Raw genomic sequence first — 25,124 nt, 5'->3', positions numbered from 1 at the left:
ATTAAAGGCGTACCCTAAGCCTTTGCCAATCAAAAGCCGGGATAATGGCCCAGATCGACTATTCAGAAAACGGATCACGCAATCGCGGTGTACGCGGCACACGGCTGTTGGCCGCAGTTGCTTATCTTGTGGCTGCCGCATGCCTGTTGCCCATGGTGGCCGTGGTTCTGGCGGCAGTGACGGGCGGGACAGATACGATCTCGCACCTGGTGGAAACGGTGCTGCCCAGCTATACTGTGACGACCCTGATCCTTGTGGTGCTGGTCGCGGCGGGTACGTTCAGTATCGGCACGGGCGCTGCCTGGCTGGTGACGATGACCCGCTTTCCCGGTGTCAGGATCCTTGAGATCGCGCTGGTCTTGCCCTTGGCTTTTCCGGCATATGTGCTTGCTTATGCGTACACCTTTATTCTGGATCATCCGGGTATCGTTCAAAGCACTTTGCGGGATGTAACGGGTTGGGGGCCGCGCGACTATTGGTTCCCTGAAATCCGTTCGACCGGGGGCGCTGCGGTGATGCTGATTCTGGTGCTGTACCCTTATGTCTACCTGCTGGCGCGGGCTGCGTTCCTGCAACAAAGTGCTTCGGCGTTTCTGGCTGCTCGGGCGCTGGGCAACAATCCATGGCTGGCGTTTCGGCGCGTCTCGCTGCCGATGGCGCGCCCGGCAATTGCCGGTGGTGTGCTTCTGGCCATCATGGAAACCATCGCCGATTTCGGAACCGTGTCTTATTTCGGTGTGCAGACCTTTGCGACCGGGATTTACACCAGCTGGTTTTCAATGGCCGACCGTGCGGCGGCGGCGCAGCTGGCCTGGTGCCTGCTTGTCTTTGCACTGATCATGGCTGTGGCCGAACGCACCCAGCGCGGTAAGGCAAAATACTATCAGGCCGGAAAGAAACATGCTGCCCAACCGGCGGAACACCTGACCGGTCTTCGCGCCGTCGCGGCATTCCTGTTATGTACGATACCCGTTATTTTCGGGTTTCTGTTGCCCGTTATCATACTGGTCGAGATGGGTTTGGAATCGGAACAGAACCTGCTGTCGCGGCGCTATATCGGTTTCATCCAGAACTCGCTGACCCTTGCTGGCACGGCCGCGGTCGTCACTGTCTTTGCGGCGATCTGTGTCGGGTTCTTTCAACGTCTGAGACCCGGGCGCGCGTCGTCTGCGACGGCCTACATGGCGCGACTGGGATATGCCGTGCCCGGTGGCGTCATCGCAGTCGGCTTGATTGTACCTTTCGCCAGCTTTGACAACGCGCTGGATGCCTGGATGCGGCAGACATTCGATGTGTCAACTGGGTTGTTGGTTACAGGTTCAATCTGGCTGCTGGTCGCCGCTTACATGGTGCGATTCCTTGCTGCCGCGCTCAGCGCATATGAGGGGGGGCAAAGCACGGTTCATGCCAATATGGATGCCGCGGCCCGGTCGTTGGGGCAAACACCGCTGGGAACATTGCGGCGCGTTCACCTGCCCATTCTGACACCGTCGCTGCTGACTGCGCTGTTGATCGTCTTTGTTGATGTAATGAAGGAATTGCCTGCCACCCTGATCATGCGCCCGTTCAACTTCGACACACTGGCCGTACAGGCATACAGGCTTGCCTCGGATGAGAGGCTTGAGGGCGCCGCCGTGCCGTCACTGGTCATTCTGGCGGTCGGCCTGCTGCCGGTAATCCTGATCTGCCGTCAGGTTGGTCGGCGGTAACACTTGTGTTGTAAAAGCCGGGCAACAGCGCATCAGGCTTGATTCAAACATGATTTCCGGCAAGGCTGGAGGTATGAATATGCAGCCTCCCAACCGGTTTTCGGCAAACGCAGCGCAGATGCCCGTGGCCTTTGACCGGCATGAGATGTCGCAAATCCTGTCCGTTTATGGACGGATGGTCGCCGCTGGAGAGTGGCGAGACTATGGTATCTCAAACCTGCGCGATATGGCAGTGTTCTCGATCTTCCGTCGCACCGCTGAGCACCCGATCTACCGCGTCGAAAAGCACCCGCGCCTGAAGTCCCGGCAGGGGATGTACTCAGTCATAGGTATGGATGGCCGCATCCTGAAACGCGGCCATGATCTGCGCGCGGTACTGCGGGTGCTGGAACGCAAGCTCATCCGGGCCGTAAACCCGGATTAGAGCCTAAGACGCAGGATGTCGCCCATATCCTGTTACAGCCCCGAACTCTTTTCGGCCGATACGAGAAATAGCGTCTTCCAAAGGTTCTTTGGCAACAGCCATGTGATGTGCGTTTGCATGCAGAAGCGTGTCCTGATCCAGCATCATGCCTACGTGACCTTTCCAAAACACCAGATCACCACGGCGAAGCTCGGGGCTTGAGATTGGCTTGAAGAACTCTGCTTGCATGTCGCTATCGCGAGGGCAGGGTAATCCGCAAGAATGAAAAGCGATTTGAATCAGGCCCGAACAGTCAAGTCCAAGCCCGGTATCGCCACCGTAGATGTAAGGGGTGGTAAGAAACTGTTCTGCTATGGCTGCAGGATCAGAACCCACCCAGTCTTTTTCGACCAGCTGTGTTTCGCGAATGTATCGCGGCGTTGGAATGTGGCCCTCTTCTTTCACGCAAACCCACCCGGTCGAACGAATGGCTTTTTCGCGTTCAGAATCGCGGCGCGGCCAGTATTCAACACCAGCGCCAAAAGGCAGTATCCGCTCATTCACGTTCTTGGTCACATCGGGGTGTTTCAACGAAACGGCCCTTGGCACGGAAACTCGATGCGTTGGCTGAAGCGGCCGAACCGCTATTTCCTGTCGCACCCATCCAACATAGCCATCTTTTTCGCGAAACCCGAACAGGTGGTTCTGCGTCCGTTCCAAGATGATGAATACTTCTCCACACACCATTTGGCACCGCCGGCTACCATTGGGTTTGTCCAGAACGTCCCGCACAACCGATTGGATACGATATGTTTCACCATCCGTGAAATCGTCAGCGTCGATATGACCTTTCAACGATGAATGCGCTACTCGTCCGTTGAAGGGGAGCAATCTGTGATCCGTCATAACCCCAATACCTCCGGTAAGGCCGATAGCACTGCGCGTGTTCCCTGACCCAGACCACCTTTTGTGCGGCCGGGTTCATTACTGGGTTGCCACGCGTAGATGTCAAAATGGATATAGCGGGTGGACCCTACGAACCGGCGCAGAAACAGCGCGGCGGTGATAGACCCGGCAAACCCGCCCGAGGGGGCATTGTCCAGATCGGCAATGCCGGGTTCGATCATCGCCTCGTAGGGTGTGTGAAAGGGCATTCTCCAGACCGGATCAGCAGACGTTTTGGCCGCTTGTGCCAAGGCCACGGCGCAGCTTTCGTCGTCGGTGTAAAACGGTGCCAGATCAGGGCCCACGGCCACGCGCGCCGCACCGGTCAGCGTCGCCATCGAGATCACCAGATCGGGACTCCCTTCATCCGCCAAAGTCAGCGCATCAGCCAGAACCAGACGCCCTTCGGCATCGGTGTTGTTGATTTCAACGGTCAGGCCCTTGCGTGAGGTCAGGATATCACCGGGGCGAAAGGCATTGCCTGATACCGCGTTTTCAACGGCCGGGATCAGAACCTGCAGTTGCAGGGGAAGGTTCAGCGCCATGATCATCCGGGCAAGTCCCAGCACATTGGCCGCGCCGCCCATGTCTTTTTTCATCAGGCCCATGGAAGCGCCCGGTTTCAAATTCAGCCCGCCGGTATCGAAACATACACCTTTGCCCACCAGTGTCAGTCTGGGGCCACTGGTGCCCCAGTTCAGTTCGATCAGCCGGGGGGCCTGTTCCGCGGCCCGCCCTACCGTGTGAATCATGGGAAAGTTCTGGTCCAGCAGCGCTTGGCCGGTGATCACCTTGCAAGACGCGCCGAATTCATCCGCCAGAACCTCGACCGCTTGCTGCAACTGATCCGGTCCCATATCCGAAGTGGGCGTGTTGACCAGATCGCGCGTCAGAGCCTCGGCATTTGCCATGGCTTCAATACGGGTGGCGTTGATGCCATCAGGTGCAATCAACGCCGCTGACCCCCCGGTCTGGGATGCGTATCGATCAAAGGCATAGCCAGTCATCAGCCAGCCAAGACACTCCATCTCCAACAAATCCGCAGGAATGCCCGAAGCAAGGCTGTAGGTTCCTTCCGGCAACGCCAAAGCCGCTGCGGCAAGAGGGAACCGTTTGCGCGCGCGTTTGTCTTCGGTTCCGTAACCAGCCAGCGCGAATTCAATTGCGCCGTTCGTGGCTGGCACAAGCAGGACCTGCCCCAGTGCACCGGAAAACCCGTTTGCTGCGACCCAGGATTGCACGCGCTCGGGCTGATCCAGAAGCCAGCCGTCCAAATCCGGCTGCGCGATCACATGAAGCGGTACGGAAGGGTCAGAGGATGGGGCGAAGGACAGTGTCATGGGCGCCTCGACAGATTGTTTCTGTGCACAGACTAGCCGCGCATATTCTGCCCGCAACCCCTGTCAGACGGAAAGGTCCTGTTGATCCCAGACGGCTGTCAATGATCGCTCACCAACGCGGATCAGACGTCCCAGCGTTGCACCTGCGGCTACCGCGTCACCGGCATCGACGGCCTGCGCCACGTCCCCTGCAACCCTGGCCAGAACCGTCATCCCGACCTGTTCGGAAATCGCGACCAGGGACCTTGCGCATTTGCGCAGTTCGGCCCATTCGCGCTGACGCCAAAAGCGTTCGCAGTTCGACAGGCGCACTGCCAGTTCTTCGATGGTGCGGCACAGCACATCCAGCGCGTTCTTGTCGCCCAGTTGACGGTAAAGGCCACTTAGTTGATCCGAATCCAGACGGACGGATTCCTTGTGTTCAAGCGTGATTATTTTTTCCACCACATTCACCCTAATTCTGACGCCCCCACGGCGCAGGTTTGATACTGGTGACAAATTCCTTTGCAAAACCTTGCAGAGAAATCGGATAATTGCTCGAATTTTCCTAGAATTCGGTTTAGAGGATCGGTCAGCGACAAGAACGGGGACACCGTAATGGAATTTGCCAAACCTTTGCCGAGCTATCTGGTCACGCGGTATCACGGCTGGAAAGCGACCACATATTCGGAAAACCAGGTCTGGTTCAAGCGGCTGGCAGATGAAGGGCAGCGGCCCCGGGCGATGGTGATTTCCTGCTGCGACAGCCGGGTCCATGTGACCTCGATGTTCGGTGCGGATCAGGGCGATTTCTTTATCCACCGCAATATCGCCAATCTGGTGCCACCCTATGCGCCGGACGGCGATCATCACGGTACCAGCGCAGCAATCGAGTACGCCGTCACTTCTCTCAAGGTTGCGCATCTGATGGTTCTTGGCCATTCGCAATGCGGTGGCGTTCAGGGCTGTATCGACATGTGCAAGGGTCAGGCGCCGCAACTGGATGCAAAAGAAAGCTTTGTCGGCCGCTGGATGGACATTCTGAAGCCAAAATTCGAACTTGTCGCTGATATCGAAGACAGCCTCGAACAAGCCCGACAGCTGGAACGCCAATCGGTTGTCGCGTCGCTTGAAAACCTGATGACGTTCCCGTTCATCTCGTCAGCGGTCGAAAAAGGCACTCTGAGCCTGCACGGGTTGTGGACCGATATAGGTGCTGGCGGGTTAGAGAGTTTCGATCCCGTACAGAAGAAATTCGTTCCGGTCTGACGACAGTTCATAGCAAATAAATGATGCGGAATACGGCTCTGATTCCGGGCCGTTTTTTCGTATGCTCCACACATGACGTTTGATTTTGGAGCTTGCTATGAAGATACTTAAACGAATTCTCGCAGGGCTGTGCCTTCTTGTTTTTCTGTTCGTCGCCGTCTCATACGTGTTGCCCGGCAAGGCGGAAGTGTCCCGCAGCATCACCATCGACGCCCCGGCTGCAGTGATCTTTCCGTTTGTGAATTCCATGCAAGCGACCGAGAAATGGTCACCCTGGCTGTCACGCGATCCGGAGACGAAACTAAGCTACAGTGGCCCCGAGGAAGGTGTCGGTAACAAGTTGAACTGGAGCTCGGATCACGCACAGGTCGGTACGGGGTCGCAGGAAATCGTCGAAAGCGTGGAAAATCAACTGGTCAAAACAGATCTGGACTTTGGGCAGATGGGCACGGCGTCGGCTTCGTTCACTCTGAAACCCGATGGTGACTCAACCAATGTGACTTGGGGGTTCGAATCCGATCTGGGGCTCAACCCCATGTCCCGCTGGATGGGGGTGATGATGGATAAATGGGTTGGCGGCGATTACGAGCGGGGGTTGAATAATCTGAAAGTGCTGATCGAAAATAACACCTAGACCCTTCTTGGGATCGCGACATACGTTCTGGTATGCCCACCAAGGCGGCGGAGACCTCGCGGATCAATCCAAACGAAACCGCGCGAATTTGCCGAAATGGTCGGATCCCATGAACGGACGCAGTTCGACTGTTCCGGTTGTTCCCTTCGGGAACAAAAGGTTGTCGATTGGCAACGGTAGGTGCCAGCTGCCAAGATCATGAGTGTTCAGGACGGCCCCAAAACTCTGGTTGTCTGCTGCCGCCGCTATCCGCCGGACGCTTGCACCCCAAGGAACCATGTTGAAATCCCCGGCTATCAGAACCGGGCCATCCAGATCCGCAATGCGTTCCGCAATGATCCGGCTTTGGGTTGATTGGTCATAAGGAAAAGGCCAGTTCAGGTGGATCGATACGATCCAGACCAAAGACCCGTCCGGGGCTTCGACTTGTATTCCGACAAGACCATGACCTTTCAGGCAAAACCCGGACCCTTCGACAATCGGCAAAGTTGTCAGGATGGCAACGTTTTGTTCGGGACGAAACTCACAGATCACCTTTTCGGGGTAATGCTCGAACAGGTTGCTCATGTATTCGCGGTTGTGACTCGAGACTTCCTGCAACGTCACGATCTGAGCATCGGATGCAATGATGTCGTCGGCCAGCGAATACCGGGGCCACGCCCGGCTCATGAGGTTCTTTTGATACAGGGTCAGACACGGACCGTCGCAGTCCTTGGGCGGGGCGGCGAAACTGGTTGCGATTGATCCCACAGCAACAGCGGCAAAGGCCAGGGTGACCAAAGCAAGGTATCTGGCGCGCATATACAGCAGGATCGCGGCACACGGCAAAAGCAGAACGCCAGCTTGCGGGCGGAAAAGCGCAAAGGAATCTCCGACCGCCAGGAATTGTCCGGTAAACCCGATGAGGATAAGCCCAACCAGAATGCCTGTACATCCTGTGATCAGGTATCTTCCAATTCTGCGTTTGGCCGAATTTCCCATGCTCTGCCTCTGATGCCCTGTGCAGGGCACCACCTGTTGTCTGCTCTGTCTCATCCGTTGCGTTCAGATCCGTGCTTAGCTGGCAAGCACGCCTGAATTTGTCAACTGGTCGGGGGAATGTTCCGAATTCAGGACCGGTATTTGAACATTTCGTTCGGACTGATGAGCCTAAAGGTTCCACTAGAGAGGAACGGGTGATGAAAGTGGGTCTGTGTAAGTTACCGGAGGTCCGCTTCGAGCCCAGATGCAAGGTTTTGTCGTCCTTGCTTTCTGATTAACGGTTGCCACCCGAGGTGCCGAAAATTCTCGGGTCTATTCAACACAATTTCATTGCGCGTTTCTTAAACTAACGCAGCACTGGCTTTGTAGACTTAGTGATTATCAAGCCTATAGAAGTTGTAACGTACCCCTTCATCAGCAATCGCATGTGCTTGGTGCCAGAGTACTGTCTTGGATCCCCTTTGCGCCTGTCCACGGTTAAATCAAGTGGATCGTCGCCTAAGCGAATATCCAACGGCTCCACTTTGTGTCCTTTGGATTGAAGGCGTTTCACAGCATCTTCAATGTCACGTAGGCGATAGATTGCGGTCTTTCCGCCTTTTGACGTCCGGGTGTTTGATGATAGGTTGAATTCCGTTGTATGCACAGCGACCCCACCGGGACGCAGGCAGTCCATCTGTTTCTCCAAAAAACGAACTCCGAGTTCGAGAGAACCGCAGTGCTCGAAAGAACACGTGGACCAGGTAAAGTCGTACCCTGAGATATCGCTGGGAATATCGTTCATATCAATGGGGCGAAATTTGACGCTCTTCTTAAATAATTCCTTTGAGCAGATCTCAGAGAAAAGTAAATCTTCGACTGATGCGCTCCATTGGCCAGTTGTCTCCCAACCTTCATTACCCTTGTTGTTGTCAGCCAGATCACTCGCTAGAACTTCGCAGCCCTTCGCTGCGAGGTAGGCAGGGATTCTTTCCTTACCAACTGCGAAACCCAAGCCCTTGATTCCGGGCTGGAGTAGGTCGCGTTCGCGCAAAGCTTGTAAAATGAAAGCCAGCTCCCAATACTTGCGATGGTGAGTATGAGGAAGATTGAGTTCTTCAATGCAGGCGGCAAACTCATTCGAGTTTAGGCGTCCTGTTCGAGCGATTTCTGAACCTAACGGGCCTTGGCTCAATGGGCTATTAGATGAGACGTAGCTTACTTTTGGGTCGCGCTCGAAATTTTCGATACGGATTTTGGGAGTTGGACGTAAGATTGCTTCTAGCTTATCGAAAAAGGCTCGAGCCACGGCGGTTCACCATTTAATTAACCGAGATAGTGTTTTAGTAAGTCCAACGCTTTATCGGATCAGAAAAGTTGAATATTGTAGTTTGAATATATTATCAACATTCCAAATGCTTGATGCACAAAGCCAGTCTTGTTCCGCAAGTTTGGCTTTCTAAAAAGAAACCCGCTGATCAAACAGCGGGTTTCTTTTTTAGTTTTTGCAAAGGCTGGATTGTCAGCCCTTTTTCAGGACCTCACGGCCCAGCAGTTCGGCGATCTGAACCGCGTTCAGGGCGGCACCCTTGCGCAGGTTGTCGCTGACGCACCACAGGTTCAGACCGTTTTCGATGGTCGAATCCTGGCGGATGCGGCTGATGAATGTGGCAAAGTCGCCTGCGCACTCGATGGGCGAGACGTAGCCACCGGCTTCGCGCTTGTCGATCACCATGATGCCCGGCGCTTCGCGCAGGATATCGCGGGCTTCGTCTTCGTCCAGAAATTCCTCGAACTCGATATTCACGGCCTCGGAATGGCCGACGAAGACCGGAACGCGGACGCAGGTTGCGGTGACCTTGATCGACGGATCGACGATCTTCTTGGTCTCGACAACCATCTTCCACTCTTCCTTGGTCGAGCCGTCTTCCATGAAGACGTCGATCTGCGGAATGACGTTGAAGGCGATCTGTTTCTGGAACTTCTTCGGAGCGACTTCGGTGGTTGGGTTGTAGACGGCCTTGGTTTGATCCCAAAGCTCATCCATGCCCTCTTTGCCGGCACCCGAAACTGACTGATAGGTCGACACAACAACGCGCTTGATCTTGGCGCGGTCATGCAGCGGCTTCAGTGCGACAACCATCTGCGCTGTCGAGCAGTTGGGGTTGGCGATGATGTTCTTGTTCTTGTAGTCGTGGATCGCCTGCGGGTTACATTCCGGCACGATCAGCGGAATGTCCGGGTCATAGCGATAGAGCGACGAGTTGTCGATCACCACACAACCCGCCGCAGCTGCCTTGGGGGCGTAGACTTTGGTCGCCTCGGAACCCACGGCAAACAGCGCCATGTCCCAGCCGGTGAAATCAAACGTGTCCAGATCTTTGGTCGTAAGGGTCTTGTCGCCAAAGCTTACTTCGGTACCCAGCGAGCGACGGCTTGCCAGGGCGGCAAGTTCATCAACCGGGAACTGGCGTTCAGCCAGAATGTTCAGCATTTCGCGGCCCACGTTGCCCGTGGCGCCGACGACTACGACGCGATAGCCCATTTCATGTCTCCAAAGTTAAGGACGCGCGTTCATAGCCGCGTTGCGGCGAAGAAAAAAGGGCTATCAGCGGGGTTTTCAACGACTGATGCTGAATTCAAGCGGTTCAATCGTTCAAAAGTCGTTCATATAGCGCAACCAGCGTCTTTGCTTCGCCCTGAATGTCAAAATTCTGCTCGACATGGGTGCGGGATGCCTGACCCGCTTGTGACAGGGAATCATTGCATTTCAACATCTGGGCAATCGCCTCGACCAAGGCGGGAACATCATCGGGGGTCACCACCTTGCCAAAGGATGGATCAGTAATGATCTCGGAGAACGCACCGACATCTGTGGCTACAACCGGAACACCGCAGGCCATTGCTTCGAGAGGGGTCAAACCAAACCCCTCCCACCTTTGTGGCGCAACAAACAGGTCCAGAACCTGATACCATTCAGCAACCTGATCTACGGTCACCTCGGGCTTGAAAAGGATGCGATCCGACAAGCCAGCCTTTGCGACCTTATCCTTCAGTTCGGCCAGAAATGCGGTGTGTTTCTCGGTTGCCCGGCCCATGACGATGCCTGACACTGTGTCGAACCGCCCGCACACGTCAATCATGGCGTCGACAAAGGCATCAGTGCCTTTTTGGTGTCGAATGCGGCCGTAACACCCTAACAGTACCCCATCCGGCAGCCCCAGCCGAGCACGGACGGCGGCCTTGTCTGAAGGCGGAACGAAGTCTTCTAGGTTGATGCCATGCATCACCACCTGCGAGTCTCGCTCAAGATACCCTGCGGTTTTGCGCGAGGTTGCAACGACCGCATCCATCTTTCCGATCAGCCATTTGGTATAGCCTGTGTGCGGCCTTTGGGACGCGCTTGTGAACAGCATTTTGAGTTTCAACCGGAACACATCGCGCAGGATGAGGCCCAGCAACATCTCGGTGTTGCGGCGCGCGTGCCAGACCCGCCATTTACGACGCGACAGGAAAGGCAGTCGACCAAGCGGGATGTGCGGGGTGTCGGCGGGCAGACCCGGGCCAGTGGCGGCGATATCGATCCATTGCGCTTGCAGCGGAACCAGCCTTGCTATGGTAGCCGTTACGCCCGAAAGTCTGCGTTTTAGATTTGGGGCTATGACAATGGGGTCTTTCAACAGGCTCTCCTGATGGCTGCGTCAATCCACACTATCGCGGCTGAATAGATAGATCACGCAACCAATGGCAAGGGTGACCGCAAAAAACCCGAATATTGCGGTGTAGGGTGCCGCTGATCCGTCTTGCACGGTGGCTGCGTGAATACGTCCGGTGACGAATTGAGCAATGCCAACGCCGCCGATGCCGAAAAGATTCAGCAATGTCACACCACGCCCCACCAGATGGGGTGGCACGAAGGCACGGCCATGAGCCATGATGACCGGAAAGCTGGCTCCGGTAAAGCCGATCACGGCCATCAGCAGGACAGACAGCCATGTTGCATCCTCGATCCACAGGCAGAGCAAGCCCAACGCAGCTGCGCCCAGTGCGTTGCCAGCGAAAACCACCCATTTCCGGGTACCAAAAACGCGGTCCAGCGGTCCGTAAACAAAAGTGCCCGCAATCATAGCCGCACCCATGATCAGCGTTGCAGTGCCGATCTGAGTGGCACTTAAGCCAAAGACGTCATTCAGGTAAGGCCCGGCCCAAAGCCCTCGCAGCGCGGCAGCGGGGGCGTAGGCAACCAGCATCAGGGGCAGGATCAGCCACAGGGCAGGCTCCTTCAGCAGATCCATTAGGGATCCCTTGTGTTCTGTTTCGACCTTCGCCGGGTCGTGAACTGTCAGCCACAGGCCCAATGCGATTGCGGCGGACACTGTGGCCAGCCCGACCATCGTTGCGCGCCACCCCATCCATTCCACGGCAAGCGCGGTTGGATAAGAAGCCACCAGATTTCCAACGGACCCTGCGCCCAACATCACGGCGGCCAATGTGGCAAACCGCGCCGGGGGGTATTCACGCGCAAAGATATAGTAGGAGGCCATTAGGACCGGAGAGCACCCGACACCGATCAGGCCCATGGCTATGCTGATGTGCAGGGGCGTTGTTGCGGCTGCAAAAACCGCCGCTCCACCTGCCCCGCCCACCAGAAGCAGCGCGGCGGACGTGAGGCGGGGACCAATCCTGTCCAGCGCCCATCCGACCGGGATCTGCATGACGGCGAATACGATAAACCAAAGACCGGAAGCAAAGGCCAAATCTTCGGGCATGGCACTGATGTCACGTTCCAGATCCAGGCTGAGAACCGCAAGGAAAGCGCGGAAAAATTGGCTGAGCACATAGCCCAGGCATAAAACCACCAAACCTGCCTGCATCTTCAGCCCTTTCCTGCTCGTCCGAGGAAAATGCTTGGCACGCCGTGATGCAACGCACAAGCCTGTGTATTATGTTTCAAAGTCAGGACATGGCTCGCCTTCCGGCTATCTTTGTCAAAACATTGATTCCGAGGGGAGCATGAAAGACCTCCAGTCTGCATTTTACGAAAACCTTCCCTTGCAGCGCGATTTTACCCGTCTGTCAGACCCTGCGCAGTTTTCAAAACTGCCCGATGATTGGGTTCTGGGTGTTGCCGACATTGTCGATTCAACGGGCGAAATTGCGCGGGGCCGGTACAAGACCGTTAACACTGTGGGCGCTGCGGTCATTTCGGCCATGATCAATGCAATGGACGGCGCGTTGTTTCCGTATGTTTTTGGCGGCGATGGGGCGGGGTTTGCTGTCCCGCCTGGAAAAGCTGAAACCGCCCGGACTACGCTGGCTGATTTGCGGCGCTGGGCAGATGAAGAGTTCTCCATGCCATTACGGGCGGCGCTGGTGTCGGTGGCTGATATTCGCAAAGCGGGTAAGGATCTGCGCGTTGCTCGCTATGCACCCTCTACCGGAGTGGACTACGCCATGTTTTCCGGCGGTGGTCTGGCCTGGGCCGAGGCCGGGATGAAAGCCGGGCAAAATATGGTCACACCCGCAGGGCCAGGTGCGCAGCCGGACCTGACAGGCCTTTCTTGCAGGTGGTCCAACAGCCCGGCCCGTCACGGTCAGATTGTTTCACTGGTCGTACAGCCCACACCGTCAGCAACCGAACGGGACTTTGCCGATCTTGCGCAATCCGTCTTGTCCGCGTCGGAAGCGCTTGAGCGTGCTGGCCATCCGGTGTCGGAAAAGGGTCCGCCCATGACATGGCCTCCGCCCGGCCTTGACATCGACGCACATGTGTCGCGCAACGGGCGTCATGTGATTTTGCACAAGCTCGTTCTGCTGGTTCAAAACCTGTTGATCGCGGTATTGTTCAAAACTGGCCTGCGGATGGGACGCTTTGAGCCGGACCATTACAGACATATGGTCAGTAGTAATGCCGATTACCGAAAGTTTGATGACGGGCTGAAAATGACGCTCGACTGCGATCCGGACACATTGCGCCAAATCGAACACCTGCTTGAAGAGGCGCGTCGCCGTGGGAAAATCAGATACGGTTTGCACGCACAGGACGAGGCGATGATGACATGTATCGTCCCCTCGGCCACCCGGGATGACCATGTGCATTTTGTTGATGGAGCCTCGGGCGGCTATGCGCAGGCCGCTGCGGCCATGCGCTCTTGAGTGTCTAAGAAGGTTTCCACTGCGCGGCCAGCGCGCGTGCCGCCTGTGCCAGCAGCATCACATCAATGCCGACCGCCAGAAATTGGGCGCCCATGTCCAGATAGGCCTGACGCGCTTCGTCATTGGTGGCAAGGATGCCCGGCGCTTTGCCTGCGGCCTTGATCCGGGCCAGGGCGTCCGCGATGACCGCACGCACCTCGGGTGCGGTGCTGTTGCCCTTGTACCCCATGTCGGTTGACAGATCAGCGGGGCCAATGAAAACGCCATCCACACCTTCGACTTGAAGAATGTCATCCAACGCGGCCACTCCGGCGCGGGTTTCCACCTGCAACAACAGGCAGATTTCCTGATCTGCGGTCTGGATATAGTCGCTTGTCGACCCATACATCGTGGCGCGCGATGCCGCTGCGCCAACACCCCGCACCCCGTCCGGTGGATAACGGCAGGCACGGACCAGATCCTGCGCCTGCGCGGCGCTTTCGACAATCGGAACCAGTACTGTTTGGGCACCAGCATCCAGAACCATCTTGATCAGCCAGGTCTCTCCAACAGGGACCCGAACAACGGGATGAGATGCGCTGCTGGCCAAAGCTGTCAGTTGATCCCGGATCGAGCGGATCTCATTTGGCGCATGTTCACCATCGATCACCAGCCAATCGAAACCCGCGGTTCCCATGATCTCGGCGGTGACGGATTCAGCAAAGCTCATCCAGCAACCAATCTGATGTTCGCCCTTTATTAGAGCCTGTTTGAACATATTCTTTGGGGCTGACATGTTGAAACCTCATATTTGAGCCGGAGCAGGTGAGAAGGACATGAAATGGACCTCGGTCGCATCATCAACGGTCGTTCCTAATTGTCCAGCCTGAAATCGGCCCGCATAACGTGCGAATACGGGAGTGGGCGCTGCTGCTGCGTGTCGGGTTGCTTGCTTATATCCCGGATTTCGGTGATAATTTTCTTATGACCGACGATCTCCCTCTGACGTCGCGATCTTTGCCCATTGCGCTTTTGCGGGCGCGGGAAAAGGTTATGGGACCCATTCGAGCAATGCTGGCTGACGCTGGTGTCACGGAACAGCAGTGGCGGGTGTTGCGGGTGTTGAATGAAGAAGGCCCGCAAGAGCCGACCCACATCGCCGATCGCGCCTGCCTGTTGCTGCCAAGCCTGACGCGCATTCTGCAAAAGCTGGAGACCCGCGGACTGATCACGCGGCGCAGCCATCCGGCAGACCGACGGCGTCAGGTTGTTGAGATCAGCACAAAAGGGGTTCAGATCATTCGTGCCAATCTGGCTGCAAGCACGGCACAGGCGGAACGTATTCGATCTCAGCTTGGACCGGACAAGCATGAGTTACTGCTGGATCTGCTGAACGAGTTGAAGGACCTCGAATCCTGATTATTGGCACTGCATCCGGTGTCGTCGGCAGTGACCCCGCCGGAAACTGTAGGGGGAGTCTCCGACGGGGCGGCCAGACCCGGACTGGTCGTTGGTGCCTGGCCCAAGACCGGTTACGTCAAACCTGACGGTCCGGCCTGTGCTTCGGAGTACATGAAAAGCCTGTGATGTGGCTCTGAACAGGGTCTTTCGGCCCTTGGGGGAGGGGCCTGCACCTATACTCTCCGAAACTGATTTAGGCTTAGCCGACCGGTAAATGGGTCAGCCTATGGTTTGCCGACGTCACTTTGGTGGAATGCTTTACCAAAGCTGCTGTTCTGAATTATGACACCGCACCGAAATCGGAGCGGTCCTGACCACCTGAGGATTTTGCCCGGCTTTTGACTGAGCCAAGAGTTGTTTCGACCTGTTTGTGTACTGGTGAGACCATAAAAACTGATGAAACCAATTTTTGACACGGCGTCAGTCAATCAGGTCAGAATTGAGCCGTTTCACGCTGAAACACCACTTCGAGATTGGCGAAATACAGCGTGTTTTCCGGGCTTGCTGGAGGGTCTGGCAGACGTAATATGGCAGCTACGCAACCTTCAGGGATTATCATGCCAAACAGCCTTTTTTCGCTTCCGGACCCGATCACCATCCCCGTTGTCGGCGCGGCAGCCGGATATCCCATTGGACGGATCTTCTGCGTCGGTCGAAACTATGCCGCCCATGCCGCCGAAATGGGGAATGAGGTGGATCGCGAGGCACCTTTCTATTTCACCAAATCCGCCCCGAACACCGTACTCTCGGGTGCGACGGTTCCTTATCCTGCCGGGACCCAGAATTACCATCATGAGATGGAATTGGCATTGGCCATTGGAAAGCCCGTGTTTCGTGCCACCAGTGCGCAGGCGTGGGAAGCCGTTTATGCCTATGGCTGCGCCCTGGATATGACGCGTCGTGATCTGCAAATCCGCGAGCGCAACAAGCAGCGGCCCTGGGATCTGGGAAAGGACGTCGAAAACGGAGCGGTCTTTGCCCCGTTGACACCAGCTGCCGACTGGACCCCGGAGGATGACAAACGCATTCAGCTAAGCGTAAACGGAGAGTTGCGCCAGAACGCGACCCTGGAGGAGCTGATCTGGAAGATCGACGAGATTGTCATGCACCTGTCCGGCTTTTACCACCTGCGCCCCGGTGACCTGATCCTGACCGGTACACCGGCTGGTGTTGGTCCGGTTGTTGCGGGGGATGTTCTGACAGGTAAGATTGATGGGCTGGAGCCGGTCAAGTTGACCCTGTCAGACGCAGAATAGACCCTAAACAGGCTCTTTCAGCCAGTCCTTGGCGAAAGTCACATGTTCCACACCGGCCAGTCGCCGCACCCGGTCCAGCTCGGCGTTCAGGCGTCGGGTACGGGCATCTGACCAGCGCACCCCGCGCTCGGGCCAGAGCGCTTTGACGTGAAGCAGGTCACGATCGCGGTGGGCTTTCATATCGATACGGCCAATCATACGGTCGCCCTCGAGCAGCGGAAAAACGTAGTATCCATAGGTTCGTTTGGCCTCGGGGACGAAAACCTCGATGCGGTAGTGAAAGCCGAACAGCCGCTCGGCCCGGCTGCGGTCGCGCAGCATGGGGTCAAACGGGCTGAGCACACGAATGCGGCTTGTCGGCTGCGGTACTTCGGTCGTCAGGTCTGCGCGTGCGAATGTCTTGCGCAAGCGCCCATCGGCACAGGTAACCTCGATTTCTTCAATATCGCCACTTTCCAGCGCCGCGGCGCACCAGTCTTTTGCCTCAGCCGCGCTGACGGTGTCCCAGAAAGCCGCCAACTCTCCGGATGTTGCAAATCCCAGCCGGTCCAGTGCGGCGTTGCACAGCCAATCCACGGTCCCCTCGGCATCACAGGGCGTGCTGCCGGGGCAGAGATGTGTTTCAATCACGCGCTCTGTCAGATCATAGCGTTTCTGGAAGCCATCCCGACCAACGACGGTCAGGGCACCCGAGCGCCACAGATACTCCAACGCGGTTTTAGATGGGTGCCAGTCCCACCACCCGCCCGAGCCCTTCTTTTCATCCTTGCCAACATCCGATGACGACACCGCCCCATGGTCGCGGATGTGTTGCAGCACTGTGTCAAACTGCTGTTCGAACCCATCCCGCCGCCAGTTCTTCCACCGCGCCTTCAACATATCCGCATCCCGCTGAAAGCGCAGATGCCAATGCTGATAGAACTCCATCGGAATGACCGCCGCATCGTGCGTCCAATGCTCGAATAGCGCATTGTCCCTTTCATAGAGCCTTTTCAGGTTGGCGCTGCGATAGGCGGGCCTGCGCGAGAACAGGATCATGTCATGTGCTCGGGCAACGGTGTTGATGCTGTCAAGCTGAACAAACCCAAGCCGTTGGATCAGATCCAGAAGCGCGACACCTTTGCCTGAACCCGAGGGTTGTTCGCCCAAAGCGTGGCGGTCCATGAAGATCGCCCGTGCCGTCCGGTTGTCGAGCCTTTTCAGGGGTGTGTTCATCGCCGTTTCAGCGTGTCACCATAGCTGATCGTGGGGGTCAGAGTAACGCGTGTCTCGATCTCGGTATCAGGATTTTCCAGACGTTCGGCGATGATCTGGGCAGCTTGACGGCCGATTTCCAGACGACAGGCATCCATCGTCGCGAGTTTTCGGGGCAGGCCCTGCAAAAGCTCGACATTGTTAAAGCCTGCCAGGCCGATCTGTCCCGGAATATCGATACCCTGTTCCAACAGGTACAGCAGACCACCGGCCCCGATCATATCGTTCGAGTAATACAGAAAATCCAGCTCGGGCGAGCGTTCCAGCATAGCCTGGGTCATTTCGCGCCCCTTGGCCAGGGCCGATCCACCGGAGTAGAACTCGCGATCCTCGATCTCGATCCCGTGTTTGCCAAGAACTTCGGTAAAGCCTTCGAACCGCTTCCGTGCGCGGTGATCCAGTGGCATCTTGGTGCCCATGAAACCGATATGCTGATATCCGGCCTTCAGGATTGCCTGCGCCATTTCGCGCCCCGCGCGGCGGTGTGAGATCCCCACCATCGCATCCACCGGCTTGCCATCCGTGTCCATGATCTCGACCACTGGAATACCCGCCGAATCCAGCATGGCGCGCGCAGCTTCGGTATGTTCAAGCCCCGCAATGATCACGCCAGAGGGCCGCCACGAGAGCATCTCGTACAGCACTTTTTCCTCTTTCTCGGGCAGATAATCGGTTACCCCGACCACGGGTTGCAATTCGGTGTCTTCCAACACCTGGTTGATGCCCGTCATCACCTCGGGGAAGACCATGTTCGAAAGCGAAGGGATGATCACCGCGATCAGATTAACCCGACTGGACGCCAATGCGCCCGCGATCTTGTTGGGGACATAGCCAAGCTCTTTGGCGGCGGCCAGAACGCGGGTGCGGGTGGCGTCAGACACATCCCCCCGGTTACGCAGAACCCGGCTTACCGTCATCTCGGATACTCCGGAAGCCTCGGACACATCACGAAGGGTAAGCGGGCGTTTGGTTTCACTGTTCACGGGAGGCACCTGCGTTGTTGTTTTGTCCGATGGTAGCGTGAACAGGTCAGTGTGTACAACAATTGTGCAAAGGCGATGACAACCCGGAAAATCCCGGTTACAGAGAGCCTGGCACGGCCCCGTGGCTCAACTGGATAGAGCAGCCCCCTCCTAAGGGGCAGGTTGCAGGTTCGAATCCTGCCGGGGTCACCAAATTCTTATTTAAAATCAAATGACTGCCGGATTAACCTTGGAGCTTCATGCAGCAGTTTGCATGATTTTCCGGTCCATTTCGGACGGAATCCGGGCTTCGTCTGTACAAAACCTGTACAGATATCCGCTCTTCACGCTGCTGCGGCCAGGTGCAGCCCAAATGAAAACCCCGGCTCGGCGGCAACCGAAACCGGGGTCAAAGTGCATGTGAAAGTATCCGACTTTCCCGACGCTTATAGCATCACCAGAGAGATGCCGTCCAGAAAAGAGGTGCTGTCATGACGCAGCATCTTACGCATGGTGGCCTCCCGGAGGGCATGACGCGCTGGCAGTTCTTTGGATTGATCGAGAGAGCCCGGCGGCAGCTCGGACTCAGCAAGGGCGCAATCGCCTATCTGAAGGTCGCGATCTCCAACATAATGGATGAAGATTACGTTGCTGGCCGGATTTGCGGTTTCTGGATTTCGATAACGAAAACCGCATCGCAGGCCGGGCTTGACCGGCGGCAGGTCGCACGGATCGAGGCTAGTTTAATTGAGCGGGGCTTTCTGGCGAAATCAGCTTCCGATCACAGTCGCCGCGTAGGCTCCCGAAGAGATGGCAGGATCGGCCACGAATTCGGGATCAACCTCGCGCCCCTGATTGCGCGTGCCGCCGAGATTCAGGCGGCGGCTCGAATGGCGACCTTTGAAGAGGAGGAGGCCGAACGGCTGCGCGCCCGGATCAAAAAGCTGTTCGGAGACATTCGCAGGCTGTGCTTCGAGGGTGCAATAGCCGCGCTCAACCGCCAAGGGCCCTGTCAGTCTTCACATGTCTGACTATTCGCTTTATGAATTCACAGTGGGCGTTGGAAATTAAATAGTGGGTGGTGGGCCGTTCACTTGCCTTGAGATGCAACCTCGGAGGCCTTGGTGCCTAGTTTTGATCCTGGCCCGTCCTCCAGAGTGCCGTGCCCTTGGATGCCTACCGGCTCTCATGCGTTTGCAGCGATTGACGTCTTCCCGCCCTTCATGCCTAAACAACCGGCCATCGCACTACGCCCAAACCGCCAAGTTCGGCTGCACCACTTCATCGCAGAACCGCCGGAAGGTCAGCACATTCGCGTGCCCGGCATATTCGGTTTCTTTGGCGTCCATCAGGCTCTCGGGGATTACGAGCTGGACGCCGATGCCCGCCATGTCCTGAATGGCGTTGCCCGCGATATTCTCATCGACCGTGGTGAGATACAGCCTGCGTTCACCCTTCTCACGCTCGACCTGTTTCCAGCGTTCGCGCAGGGTGGTTTTGGCGCTCAGTATCAGGCCTGTCGCGGCGAGGACTTCACCGCTGCTGATGAAGCCCAGCGAGGGAAGAATGAAGTCGGGGCGCTTCTTCGCTTCGATGACCACCTGCTTTTCGAAGGGGATCTTCCCGCCGCTCAGCATCGCCTCGATATGGTGTTCATAGGAATAGCCCGCCCGTGATTTCCGCTGCTGGCTGGCAGACAGCATCAGCGCGTCAATCCGGGGCAGTTCATTGATCAGCTGCCGGATGATCTCTGCGACGGTCATGTCGCGTGGCTTGTCACCCAAGACGATGCGCACCAGCTCGACAGCCCGCTCGCGGCGCTGGAAGTCGCGGAACATATCCCACTCGATGCTGCGGCTGATTTCACGGAGCGCATCACCGGGGCGCTCGATGGCAAAAGGATCTAGGCAGTCCAGACCGTGGATTTCCAGGTAACGGGCGCGCGCCAGCCCGGCCAGTTCCAGGGGTTTAGGCATGGCCGCACGAGAGCGGCCGAATTCGACGATCGTACCGGCCTTCCAGGCCGCGATCAGCTCTTCCGCGAAGTCCAGAACGCGGTCTTGTTCCCGTGCCCGGATCACGGCGGGCTCAAACTCACCGATCAGAAAATCCGGCGTGATATCGAGATGCATCAGTAGCAGGTCGGCTTCATCGCTGGCGGAATCGATGGTCAGGCATTCATAGACGGTGTTTTCACCCTGCCGATACCGCCCCATCACGAGGAAAGAGGCTGGCGAAAGCTGCTCAAAGCACTCTTTCGGCAGGCGCGTCATATGCGTCTCAGGGCCCTTGCTCGTGTAATGCACAATCCGGGTGCGTTTGGCCTGCGCATCGCCCGAAGCCTGCGGCCAGAGCGTTTCGAACCAGGCCTCCCGGATCGGGGCCGCATCCGGGTCTTTGCGCGCCTTGACCTCCAGCGGCGGAAAGAACCCGCCCTCGCGCTGTTCCGCCGGGATATAGACCCCAGCCTGGTGCTTGTTGGCATAGCGCGCCCAGTCCCGGTCATTGTTCGAAAGCTTCTTGACCAGAACCCGTTCGGCCCGGCTCAGAAGGTCCGTCAGAAGCCCAGCCTGCCCGCCGCCTTCACCCTCAAAATCGAAAATACCTTGCTCGCTCAACTCAAATCGCCTGTTTTCGTGTTCAGGCCTTCAAGAGTCAGCCTTTGGTCACCAGAACATATCCATCGGGCCAGGGAGTCAATCACCACCTCCGGCGACAACCTGCCACGTCCCTTCAGCGCACATTCCCAGACAATCGCGATACGCCAGCCTGACGCGATCAGCATGTCGATATTCCGGGCGTCCCGCTCGATGTTGCCGGTGATCTTCGTGCGCCAGAACTCCTTCCGCGTTGCGGGCCATCGAAAGAGCGGGCAGTCGTGGCCATGCCAGAAGCAGCCATTCACAAAGATCAGGGCACGGTGCTTTGGCAGCACGATGTCCGGCTTACCCGGCAGTTTTCGATCATGGAGCCGATAACGAAAACCACGGGCATAAAGCCCGCGCCTAATCAGCATTTCAGGCTTGGTATCAGCGCCACGGATCGCCGCCATATTCCGGCTGCGGGTCTTGTTGTCGTGAACGTCAGCCAACTTTTTTGAGCGGTTCAGCTCTCGTCAGCGCGAGGATGTGCGGAGCCATCACCTTTGCCACCTCGGCAAAGACAGGCACCGCGACCGAGTTGCCGAACTGTTTGTAGGCCTGCGTATCCGAGACCGGGATCCGGAAGTCATCCGGGTAGCCCATCAGGCGCGCACATTCGCGTGGCGTCAGGCGGCGCGGGTTGTTGCCTTCACCCCGGCTGACCAAAATTTCAGAGCCGTCCTTGTAATAGCGGGCCGAAAGCGTACGCGAGATGCTGTCCCCGTCCACCATGCCAAAGCCGAAACCGTTTCCCTTGGCCTTATGCTTTGCGGCATAGCCTTGCAGATAGGCCCAGAGCTTGTCGGTCAGGGTGTATTTGTCGCTGACCGCCGCATCCGACCCAACGGTGAAATGGCCCTCTGGCTGTTCCGTGCCATTCTCGGGATGCAGAATATGGCGCATCCGTTTGGTGCCGTAAGTCGGAAGTTGCACGTCATCAAAGCTGAACCCGGTCGCTTCACGGAAGCCGACCATCACAATCCGCTCGCGGTGCTGCGGCACGAAATGCCCGGCATCAATGATCCGGGTCTCCAGCGTGTAACCCAGCTCCTCAGTCAGCTTGCGGCGGATCACCTCGAAGGTCCGGCCCTTGTCGTGGCTTTTCAGGTTCTTGACGTTTTCCAGCATGAAACCCGCAGGGCGGTGATGCATCAGGATGCGCAGCACATCGAAGAAGAGCGTTCCCTGGGTTTCATCCTCAAAGCCATGCGCGCGGCCGAGCGCATTCTTTTTGGACACACCGGCGATCGAGAAGGGCTGGCAGGGAAAGCCCGCAACCAGAACGTCATGCCGGGGGATGTCTTCGGCGTCGACTTCCCGGATATCGCCCACCGGAAGCCGGTTGTCGGGAAAGTTCGCCATATAGGTCTGCTGGGCGTACTTGTCCCATTCAGAGGTGAAGATGCAGCGCCCGCCCGCACTCTCCATAGCCCGCCGCAGCCCGCCGATCCCGGCGAAGAGATCAATGAAGGTAACGGTCTTTTCCGCATCGCCCGTATCGCGCCGCCGCTCGATCTCCATGTTCAGCAGGCGGATCACGCTTTCACGGGGGATTTCCTCACCGCGCTTCCAGCGATAGATGTGGCCTTCAGAATAGCCAAGCACGCGCGCGGCCTCTGGCACAGTGTATCCGGCCTGCGCCAGTAGAGTCGAAAAGTCAGCCTGCATGTGTCATCGCCCCTCTGGGAATTTTTCTGACACAATGTCTACATGAGTCACCTTAATCAAGAACAAACGACGAAATCAGGTGGCTTTGTTTGCGGACAGGCGAACTTGAGTGCTCCGCTTAAGCCCATACCCCTACGGGGCGGCAGTCGCTATCCCTGCCATGTGGGGGGCGATGTCAGGCAGGGCCGGTGTGTGCAACGGGAGCCGGAAAATCTACATGAGCGAGACGCCAAGGATCGAGCGATTGTGGGGTTTCTGGCGGGCGTCAGCGCTTGTCCCCAAAAGCATCATAGTGGCAGTTCAGTTGGCGGAAGTGCAGCTTCAAAGATCAGCCCAGCTAGAAGTGTTAGACGGCAGAAATGCAGACAAAGCCTCGTTTCTCTGCGATCGCACCAATGGCGGCTCAGGGTTGGCAGGGCAGAAACGTATGTTTTTTGACCAAGCTTCTCGGTGATTTAAGGCTGCTCGGCCCAAACCTTGTAGTCGAACAGGGCGCCGTCTTCTTTGGCAAACTGAACAGTTTCGCGAACATATGCGGCGGAACGTTGGGGATCGAAATGATTGAGCCAGTGTTCGGAGTCGTCGCCGATTGGGGCAGGCAAGATGCCGTAGCCGAAATTTCGCTTGACGGTCCCACCGGCTGCCTGTGCGACCTCCATTCTTGAAATGCCAAAGCCGCGCGTGGCAAGATATTCGTTGAAGTCCAGAAGCTCGGCTTCGGAAATCCATTCAGTGCCTGCCCCTGTTTGTGCCTGCTCTATCAGGTCTTCAAACCGTGTATTCATTGCTCCTCCAGAGGACGGATGATGTCGTCCGGTTGGTTCTCTTTGTGCCCAAGCGGCAGATTACGATTGCTTACAGCGAAGACGTTACCATCGGGGTCAAGAAGAACCCAATGGCCATCCTGGCCTGTCAACAGGGTCATATCCTGCCCTTTGTATCTGCCGCGCCCTTCAACGATACCACTCAGATCTGGACGAGGATTGGCGATGATCTCGTCAATTTGCTCAACATCGTGGCCTTTGAGGCCAATATATTCTCGCCCGCCCCCTTTGCCACCGTGGGGCAGAATTCTGTTGCCGCCAGGTGTCGTTGTGGCCCCAGGTCGGGCTTCGACAATATTCGGCCCCGCCTCTTCCGGGATCGGCGTTGAGACAATGTTGTCGGTCGGATCATCAGGAATTGGCGATCCGGTGTGGTTCGGCAGGCCAAGCTCTTCAATCGGATAGGTTTCAAGCCATTGCTCGACCCGTTCCGGAGTGAAGCCCGGCAGTTGCCCCAAGCGGCGTTCATCCTCCGCAAGCTCAGGAAAGACTTCGACCCAGCCTTGCGCCAGTTCCCCATCCTGAAGCCGCAGTTCACCGCGCGCGAACGCTGCCCCGGCGGCTGCGATGAAATCCTGCAAAGCGCGCTGTTTCGCGGGATCACCGCCAACGCCCGTATCAAGAATGGTGCCGGGATTTAGCAACTCATAAAGCGCTGCCGCTTCGGCCCCTATTCGTGCGAATTCGGGGGTCTTGGGCAGGACCGGATACTCGCCGGTGCTAATCCCTTCCTGCACGAGGGCATAGGCTGTCGCCGCCAGGCGACCTTCTACAGTTGTTACATCGACCCCCAGTCGCGCGCCAGCATCGTCCACGCGCCTATCACGCATGGCTTGCGTCCAGTTTTGCAGCGCATCAGACGCAAGAAGCGCCGCGCCGACGCCCGTCAGAGCGCGCAAGCCACGCATCGCCTCCGTCAGATCGAGAGCGGGGACACCATTTGCCGTGGGTGCAAAGTCAGCGAGTACCACATTGCTCTGAACGCCCGGCAACACTGGCTCGGCATAGCACCTGCAATTGTGTGCCTCGCCGGGATACCCGCCCTCCGGTGGATTGTTCCAGCGGAAAACGCGGTCGTCATAGGCCGCATGGCTGTCGCGCACCTTGGCATCATCTCGCGAGCGCCAGATGTATTGCTGAATCCCCAAGCTTTCCTGCCGAAGCCGATTTATTACTCCCGCAAAAGCCCGAACGAGACGTTCTTCCATGTCTGTGCGCAGTGGCCGCAACCGTTGCGGATGGTTTTGGTATTCGCCGAAAATTATCTCAAGGCGCGAGTCCCAGGCGTCGAGCGCTTCTGACTTTGCATCTGACACATCCCGCAATTCAGCTTCGGAGACAATTGGCACTGTGTCAGGCGGGGTCAGCGCGTTCAGAAGCATCCGAGTGTTTTCGGAGATCACCTGGTCGAGGCGTTCGCTGAAATCGGCCCGTAGAGCTGTGTAGTTAGGAAATGTCGACTTGAGCGATAATCCTACGCGGCGGCCAATCAGATGACCGTGTCGCTGCGCGATCTCGTACTTGCTGTCACCGCCGTGCCTTAAGAAGTGGCTGAAACTGTGTTGCATGGAATCTCCGAAAGCGTGCCGGAAATGTTCTATTCACAATTGGTAAAGAAAGCCCAAGACTACCGTTCGCAACTTTTTTGCGGAGAGCAACGCATCCTGCTTGCATTGGAGCCAG

General features: G+C 57.1%; 24 protein-coding genes and 1 tRNA gene. 9 read left to right on the top strand and 16 right to left on the bottom strand.

Annotation, left to right across the window (positions count from 1 at the left end):
• Window positions 1-44 precede the first annotated feature (44 nt).
• Complete coding sequence (locus ACR0D9_RS08100; protein ID WP_480482431.1) at window positions 45-1,709, top strand: ABC transporter permease; 1,665 nt, start codon at window positions 45-47, stop codon at window positions 1,707-1,709.
• 73 nt (window positions 1,710-1,782) lie between these two features.
• The gene (locus tag ACR0D9_RS08095) at window positions 1,783-2,133 is read left to right on the top strand and encodes a DUF2794 domain-containing protein (RefSeq protein WP_209598949.1); all 351 of its coding nucleotides are present in this window, start codon (window positions 1,783-1,785) and stop codon (window positions 2,131-2,133) included.
• 3 nt (window positions 2,134-2,136) lie between these two features.
• On the opposite strand, the gene ACR0D9_RS08090 is transcribed toward ACR0D9_RS08095, so the two are convergent.
• From ACR0D9_RS08090 to ACR0D9_RS08080, 3 genes are all read right to left on the bottom strand, one after another.
• Window positions 2,137-3,018 (bottom strand): C40 family peptidase, encoded by an 882-nt coding sequence (locus ACR0D9_RS08090; RefSeq protein ID WP_480486995.1) that lies wholly within the window; start codon window positions 3,016-3,018, stop codon window positions 2,137-2,139.
• Window positions 3,015-4,397: a leucyl aminopeptidase family protein gene (locus ACR0D9_RS08085; RefSeq protein ID WP_480538330.1), complete on the bottom strand. Its 1,383-nt coding sequence runs from the start codon at window positions 4,395-4,397 to the stop codon at window positions 3,015-3,017. Before ACR0D9_RS08085 ends, ACR0D9_RS08090 begins: the two co-directional genes overlap by 4 nt.
• Window positions 4,398-4,460: 63 nt before the next feature.
• Window positions 4,461-4,850, bottom strand: a complete 390-nt coding sequence (locus ACR0D9_RS08080; protein ID WP_267363938.1) for a hypothetical protein — start codon at window positions 4,848-4,850, stop codon at window positions 4,461-4,463.
• 144 nt (window positions 4,851-4,994) lie between these two features.
• Here ACR0D9_RS08080 and ACR0D9_RS08075 point away from each other — a divergent pair, with 144 nt between their 5' ends.
• Together ACR0D9_RS08075 and ACR0D9_RS08070 are read left to right on the top strand one after the other, a co-directional pair.
• Entirely contained in the window at window positions 4,995-5,645 is a 651-nt protein-coding gene (locus ACR0D9_RS08075) for a carbonic anhydrase (RefSeq protein WP_480538328.1), read from the top strand.
• A 97-nt stretch (window positions 5,646-5,742) separates the two neighbouring features.
• Window positions 5,743-6,279: an SRPBCC family protein gene (locus tag ACR0D9_RS08070; RefSeq protein WP_480506899.1), complete on the top strand. Its 537-nt coding sequence runs from the start codon at window positions 5,743-5,745 to the stop codon at window positions 6,277-6,279.
• A 63-nt stretch (window positions 6,280-6,342) separates the two neighbouring features.
• On the opposite strand, the gene ACR0D9_RS08065 is transcribed toward ACR0D9_RS08070, so the two are convergent.
• From ACR0D9_RS08065 to ACR0D9_RS08045, 5 genes are all read right to left on the bottom strand, one after another.
• Complete coding sequence (locus ACR0D9_RS08065; RefSeq protein ID WP_480538326.1) at window positions 6,343-7,260, bottom strand: endonuclease/exonuclease/phosphatase family protein; 918 nt, start codon at window positions 7,258-7,260, stop codon at window positions 6,343-6,345.
• 346 nt (window positions 7,261-7,606) lie between these two features.
• Window positions 7,607-8,548 (bottom strand): class I SAM-dependent methyltransferase, encoded by a 942-nt coding sequence (locus tag ACR0D9_RS08060; protein WP_480482420.1) that lies wholly within the window; start codon window positions 8,546-8,548, stop codon window positions 7,607-7,609.
• 213 nt (window positions 8,549-8,761) lie between these two features.
• Complete coding sequence (locus ACR0D9_RS08055) at window positions 8,762-9,784, bottom strand: aspartate-semialdehyde dehydrogenase (RefSeq protein WP_267367255.1); 1,023 nt, start codon at window positions 9,782-9,784, stop codon at window positions 8,762-8,764.
• A gap of 103 nt (window positions 9,785-9,887) precedes the next feature.
• A complete protein-coding gene (locus ACR0D9_RS08050) occupies window positions 9,888-10,919 on the bottom strand; it encodes a glycosyltransferase family 4 protein (protein ID WP_480487005.1) in 1,032 nt (343 codons plus the stop codon).
• A 21-nt stretch (window positions 10,920-10,940) separates the two neighbouring features.
• Entirely contained in the window at window positions 10,941-12,113 is a 1,173-nt protein-coding gene (locus ACR0D9_RS08045) for an MFS transporter (protein WP_480487007.1), read from the bottom strand.
• Window positions 12,114-12,252: 139 nt separating this feature from the next.
• Between ACR0D9_RS08045 and ACR0D9_RS08040 the strand changes: the two genes are divergently transcribed.
• Window positions 12,253-13,395: a DUF3095 domain-containing protein gene (locus tag ACR0D9_RS08040; protein WP_480538324.1), complete on the top strand. Its 1,143-nt coding sequence runs from the start codon at window positions 12,253-12,255 to the stop codon at window positions 13,393-13,395.
• A gap of 4 nt (window positions 13,396-13,399) precedes the next feature.
• On the opposite strand, the gene ACR0D9_RS08035 is transcribed toward ACR0D9_RS08040, so the two are convergent.
• The gene (locus ACR0D9_RS08035) at window positions 13,400-14,170 is read right to left on the bottom strand and encodes an HpcH/HpaI aldolase family protein (RefSeq protein ID WP_480538322.1); all 771 of its coding nucleotides are present in this window, start codon (window positions 14,168-14,170) and stop codon (window positions 13,400-13,402) included.
• A gap of 188 nt (window positions 14,171-14,358) precedes the next feature.
• On the opposite strand from ACR0D9_RS08035, the gene hpaR reads away from it, so the two are divergent.
• Together hpaR and ACR0D9_RS08025 are read left to right on the top strand one after the other, a co-directional pair.
• Window positions 14,359-14,793 (top strand): homoprotocatechuate degradation operon regulator HpaR, encoded by a 435-nt coding sequence (gene hpaR, locus ACR0D9_RS08030; protein WP_209506956.1) that lies wholly within the window; start codon window positions 14,359-14,361, stop codon window positions 14,791-14,793.
• Window positions 14,794-15,392: 599 nt separating this feature from the next.
• Entirely contained in the window at window positions 15,393-16,091 is a 699-nt protein-coding gene (locus tag ACR0D9_RS08025; protein WP_480538320.1) for a fumarylacetoacetate hydrolase family protein, read from the top strand.
• A gap of 3 nt (window positions 16,092-16,094) precedes the next feature.
• Here ACR0D9_RS08025 and ACR0D9_RS08020 read toward each other — a convergent pair whose 3' ends face one another.
• Both ACR0D9_RS08020 and ACR0D9_RS08015 read right to left on the bottom strand, forming a co-directional pair.
• Window positions 16,095-17,306 carry a winged helix-turn-helix domain-containing protein gene (locus ACR0D9_RS08020; RefSeq protein ID WP_480538318.1) on the bottom strand — a complete coding sequence of 404 codons (1,212 nt, stop codon included), beginning with the start codon at window positions 17,304-17,306 and terminating at the stop codon, window positions 16,095-16,097.
• A complete protein-coding gene (locus tag ACR0D9_RS08015) occupies window positions 17,303-18,328 on the bottom strand; it encodes a LacI family DNA-binding transcriptional regulator (RefSeq protein WP_267366879.1) in 1,026 nt (341 codons plus the stop codon). The genes ACR0D9_RS08020 and ACR0D9_RS08015 overlap by 4 nt, the downstream gene beginning before the upstream one ends.
• Window positions 18,329-18,443: 115 nt before the next feature.
• On the opposite strand from ACR0D9_RS08015, the gene ACR0D9_RS08010 reads away from it, so the two are divergent.
• Window positions 18,444-18,520, top strand: a tRNA-Arg gene (locus ACR0D9_RS08010).
• Between the two features lie 278 nt (window positions 18,521-18,798).
• Window positions 18,799-19,338: a helix-turn-helix domain-containing protein gene (locus ACR0D9_RS08005; protein ID WP_480487014.1), complete on the top strand. Its 540-nt coding sequence runs from the start codon at window positions 18,799-18,801 to the stop codon at window positions 19,336-19,338.
• A gap of 216 nt (window positions 19,339-19,554) precedes the next feature.
• Here ACR0D9_RS08005 and ACR0D9_RS08000 read toward each other — a convergent pair whose 3' ends face one another.
• The 5 genes from ACR0D9_RS08000 to ACR0D9_RS07980 form a co-directional block, all read right to left on the bottom strand.
• A complete protein-coding gene (locus ACR0D9_RS08000) occupies window positions 19,555-20,925 on the bottom strand; it encodes a type II restriction endonuclease (RefSeq protein ID WP_480538317.1) in 1,371 nt (456 codons plus the stop codon).
• Window positions 20,922-21,359: a very short patch repair endonuclease gene (locus ACR0D9_RS07995; RefSeq protein ID WP_480482394.1), complete on the bottom strand. Its 438-nt coding sequence runs from the start codon at window positions 21,357-21,359 to the stop codon at window positions 20,922-20,924. Before ACR0D9_RS07995 ends, ACR0D9_RS08000 begins: the two co-directional genes overlap by 4 nt.
• Window positions 21,360-21,390: 31 nt before the next feature.
• Complete coding sequence (gene dcm, locus ACR0D9_RS07990; protein ID WP_480538315.1) at window positions 21,391-22,617, bottom strand: DNA (cytosine-5-)-methyltransferase; 1,227 nt, start codon at window positions 22,615-22,617, stop codon at window positions 21,391-21,393.
• A 455-nt stretch (window positions 22,618-23,072) separates the two neighbouring features.
• Window positions 23,073-23,402, bottom strand: coding sequence for a hypothetical protein (locus ACR0D9_RS07985; RefSeq protein WP_480538313.1), 330 nt, complete (start codon window positions 23,400-23,402; stop codon window positions 23,073-23,075).
• The gene (locus tag ACR0D9_RS07980; RefSeq protein WP_480538311.1) at window positions 23,399-25,009 is read right to left on the bottom strand and encodes a phage minor head protein; all 1,611 of its coding nucleotides are present in this window, start codon (window positions 25,007-25,009) and stop codon (window positions 23,399-23,401) included. The genes ACR0D9_RS07985 and ACR0D9_RS07980 overlap by 4 nt, the downstream gene beginning before the upstream one ends.
• Between the last annotated feature and the right edge of the window lie 115 nt (window positions 25,010-25,124).

It is taken from the genome of Ruegeria sp. AK11 (assembly GCF_056541095.1).
The sequence above is the reverse complement of the archived record's forward strand: the minus strand, read 5'-3'. Positions and strand labels throughout refer to the sequence as shown.

Excerpts from the sequence above, each read along its gene's own strand:
- ACR0D9_RS08100 (WP_480482431.1), top strand. The coding sequence starts at position 45 with ATGGCCCAGATCGACTATTCAGAAAACGGATCACGCAATCGCGGTGTA.
- ACR0D9_RS08095 (WP_209598949.1), top strand. The coding sequence starts at position 1,783 with ATGAATATGCAGCCTCCCAACCGGTTTTCGGCAAACGCAGCGCAGATG.
- ACR0D9_RS08090 (WP_480486995.1), bottom strand. The coding sequence starts at position 3,018 with ATGACGGATCACAGATTGCTCCCCTTCAACGGACGAGTAGCGCATTCA.
- ACR0D9_RS08085 (WP_480538330.1), bottom strand. The coding sequence starts at position 4,397 with ATGACACTGTCCTTCGCCCCATCCTCTGACCCTTCCGTACCGCTTCAT.
- ACR0D9_RS08075 (WP_480538328.1), top strand. The coding sequence starts at position 4,995 with ATGGAATTTGCCAAACCTTTGCCGAGCTATCTGGTCACGCGGTATCAC.
- ACR0D9_RS08070 (WP_480506899.1), top strand. The coding sequence starts at position 5,743 with ATGAAGATACTTAAACGAATTCTCGCAGGGCTGTGCCTTCTTGTTTTT.
- ACR0D9_RS08065 (WP_480538326.1), bottom strand. The coding sequence starts at position 7,260 with ATGGGAAATTCGGCCAAACGCAGAATTGGAAGATACCTGATCACAGGA.
- ACR0D9_RS08055 (WP_267367255.1), bottom strand. The coding sequence starts at position 9,784 with ATGGGCTATCGCGTCGTAGTCGTCGGCGCCACGGGCAACGTGGGCCGC.
- ACR0D9_RS08045 (WP_480487007.1), bottom strand. The coding sequence starts at position 12,113 with ATGCAGGCAGGTTTGGTGGTTTTATGCCTGGGCTATGTGCTCAGCCAA.
- ACR0D9_RS08040 (WP_480538324.1), top strand. The coding sequence starts at position 12,253 with ATGAAAGACCTCCAGTCTGCATTTTACGAAAACCTTCCCTTGCAGCGC.
- ACR0D9_RS08035 (WP_480538322.1), bottom strand. The coding sequence starts at position 14,170 with ATGTCAGCCCCAAAGAATATGTTCAAACAGGCTCTAATAAAGGGCGAA.
- hpaR (WP_209506956.1), top strand. The coding sequence starts at position 14,359 with ATGACCGACGATCTCCCTCTGACGTCGCGATCTTTGCCCATTGCGCTT.
- ACR0D9_RS08025 (WP_480538320.1), top strand. The coding sequence starts at position 15,393 with ATGCCAAACAGCCTTTTTTCGCTTCCGGACCCGATCACCATCCCCGTT.
- ACR0D9_RS08020 (WP_480538318.1), bottom strand. The coding sequence starts at position 17,306 with ATGAACACACCCCTGAAAAGGCTCGACAACCGGACGGCACGGGCGATC.
- ACR0D9_RS08005 (WP_480487014.1), top strand. The coding sequence starts at position 18,799 with ATGACGCAGCATCTTACGCATGGTGGCCTCCCGGAGGGCATGACGCGC.
- ACR0D9_RS07995 (WP_480482394.1), bottom strand. The coding sequence starts at position 21,359 with ATGGCGGCGATCCGTGGCGCTGATACCAAGCCTGAAATGCTGATTAGG.
- dcm (WP_480538315.1), bottom strand. The coding sequence starts at position 22,617 with ATGCAGGCTGACTTTTCGACTCTACTGGCGCAGGCCGGATACACTGTG.
- ACR0D9_RS07985 (WP_480538313.1), bottom strand. The coding sequence starts at position 23,402 with ATGAATACACGGTTTGAAGACCTGATAGAGCAGGCACAAACAGGGGCA.
- ACR0D9_RS07980 (WP_480538311.1), bottom strand. The coding sequence starts at position 25,009 with ATGCAACACAGTTTCAGCCACTTCTTAAGGCACGGCGGTGACAGCAAG.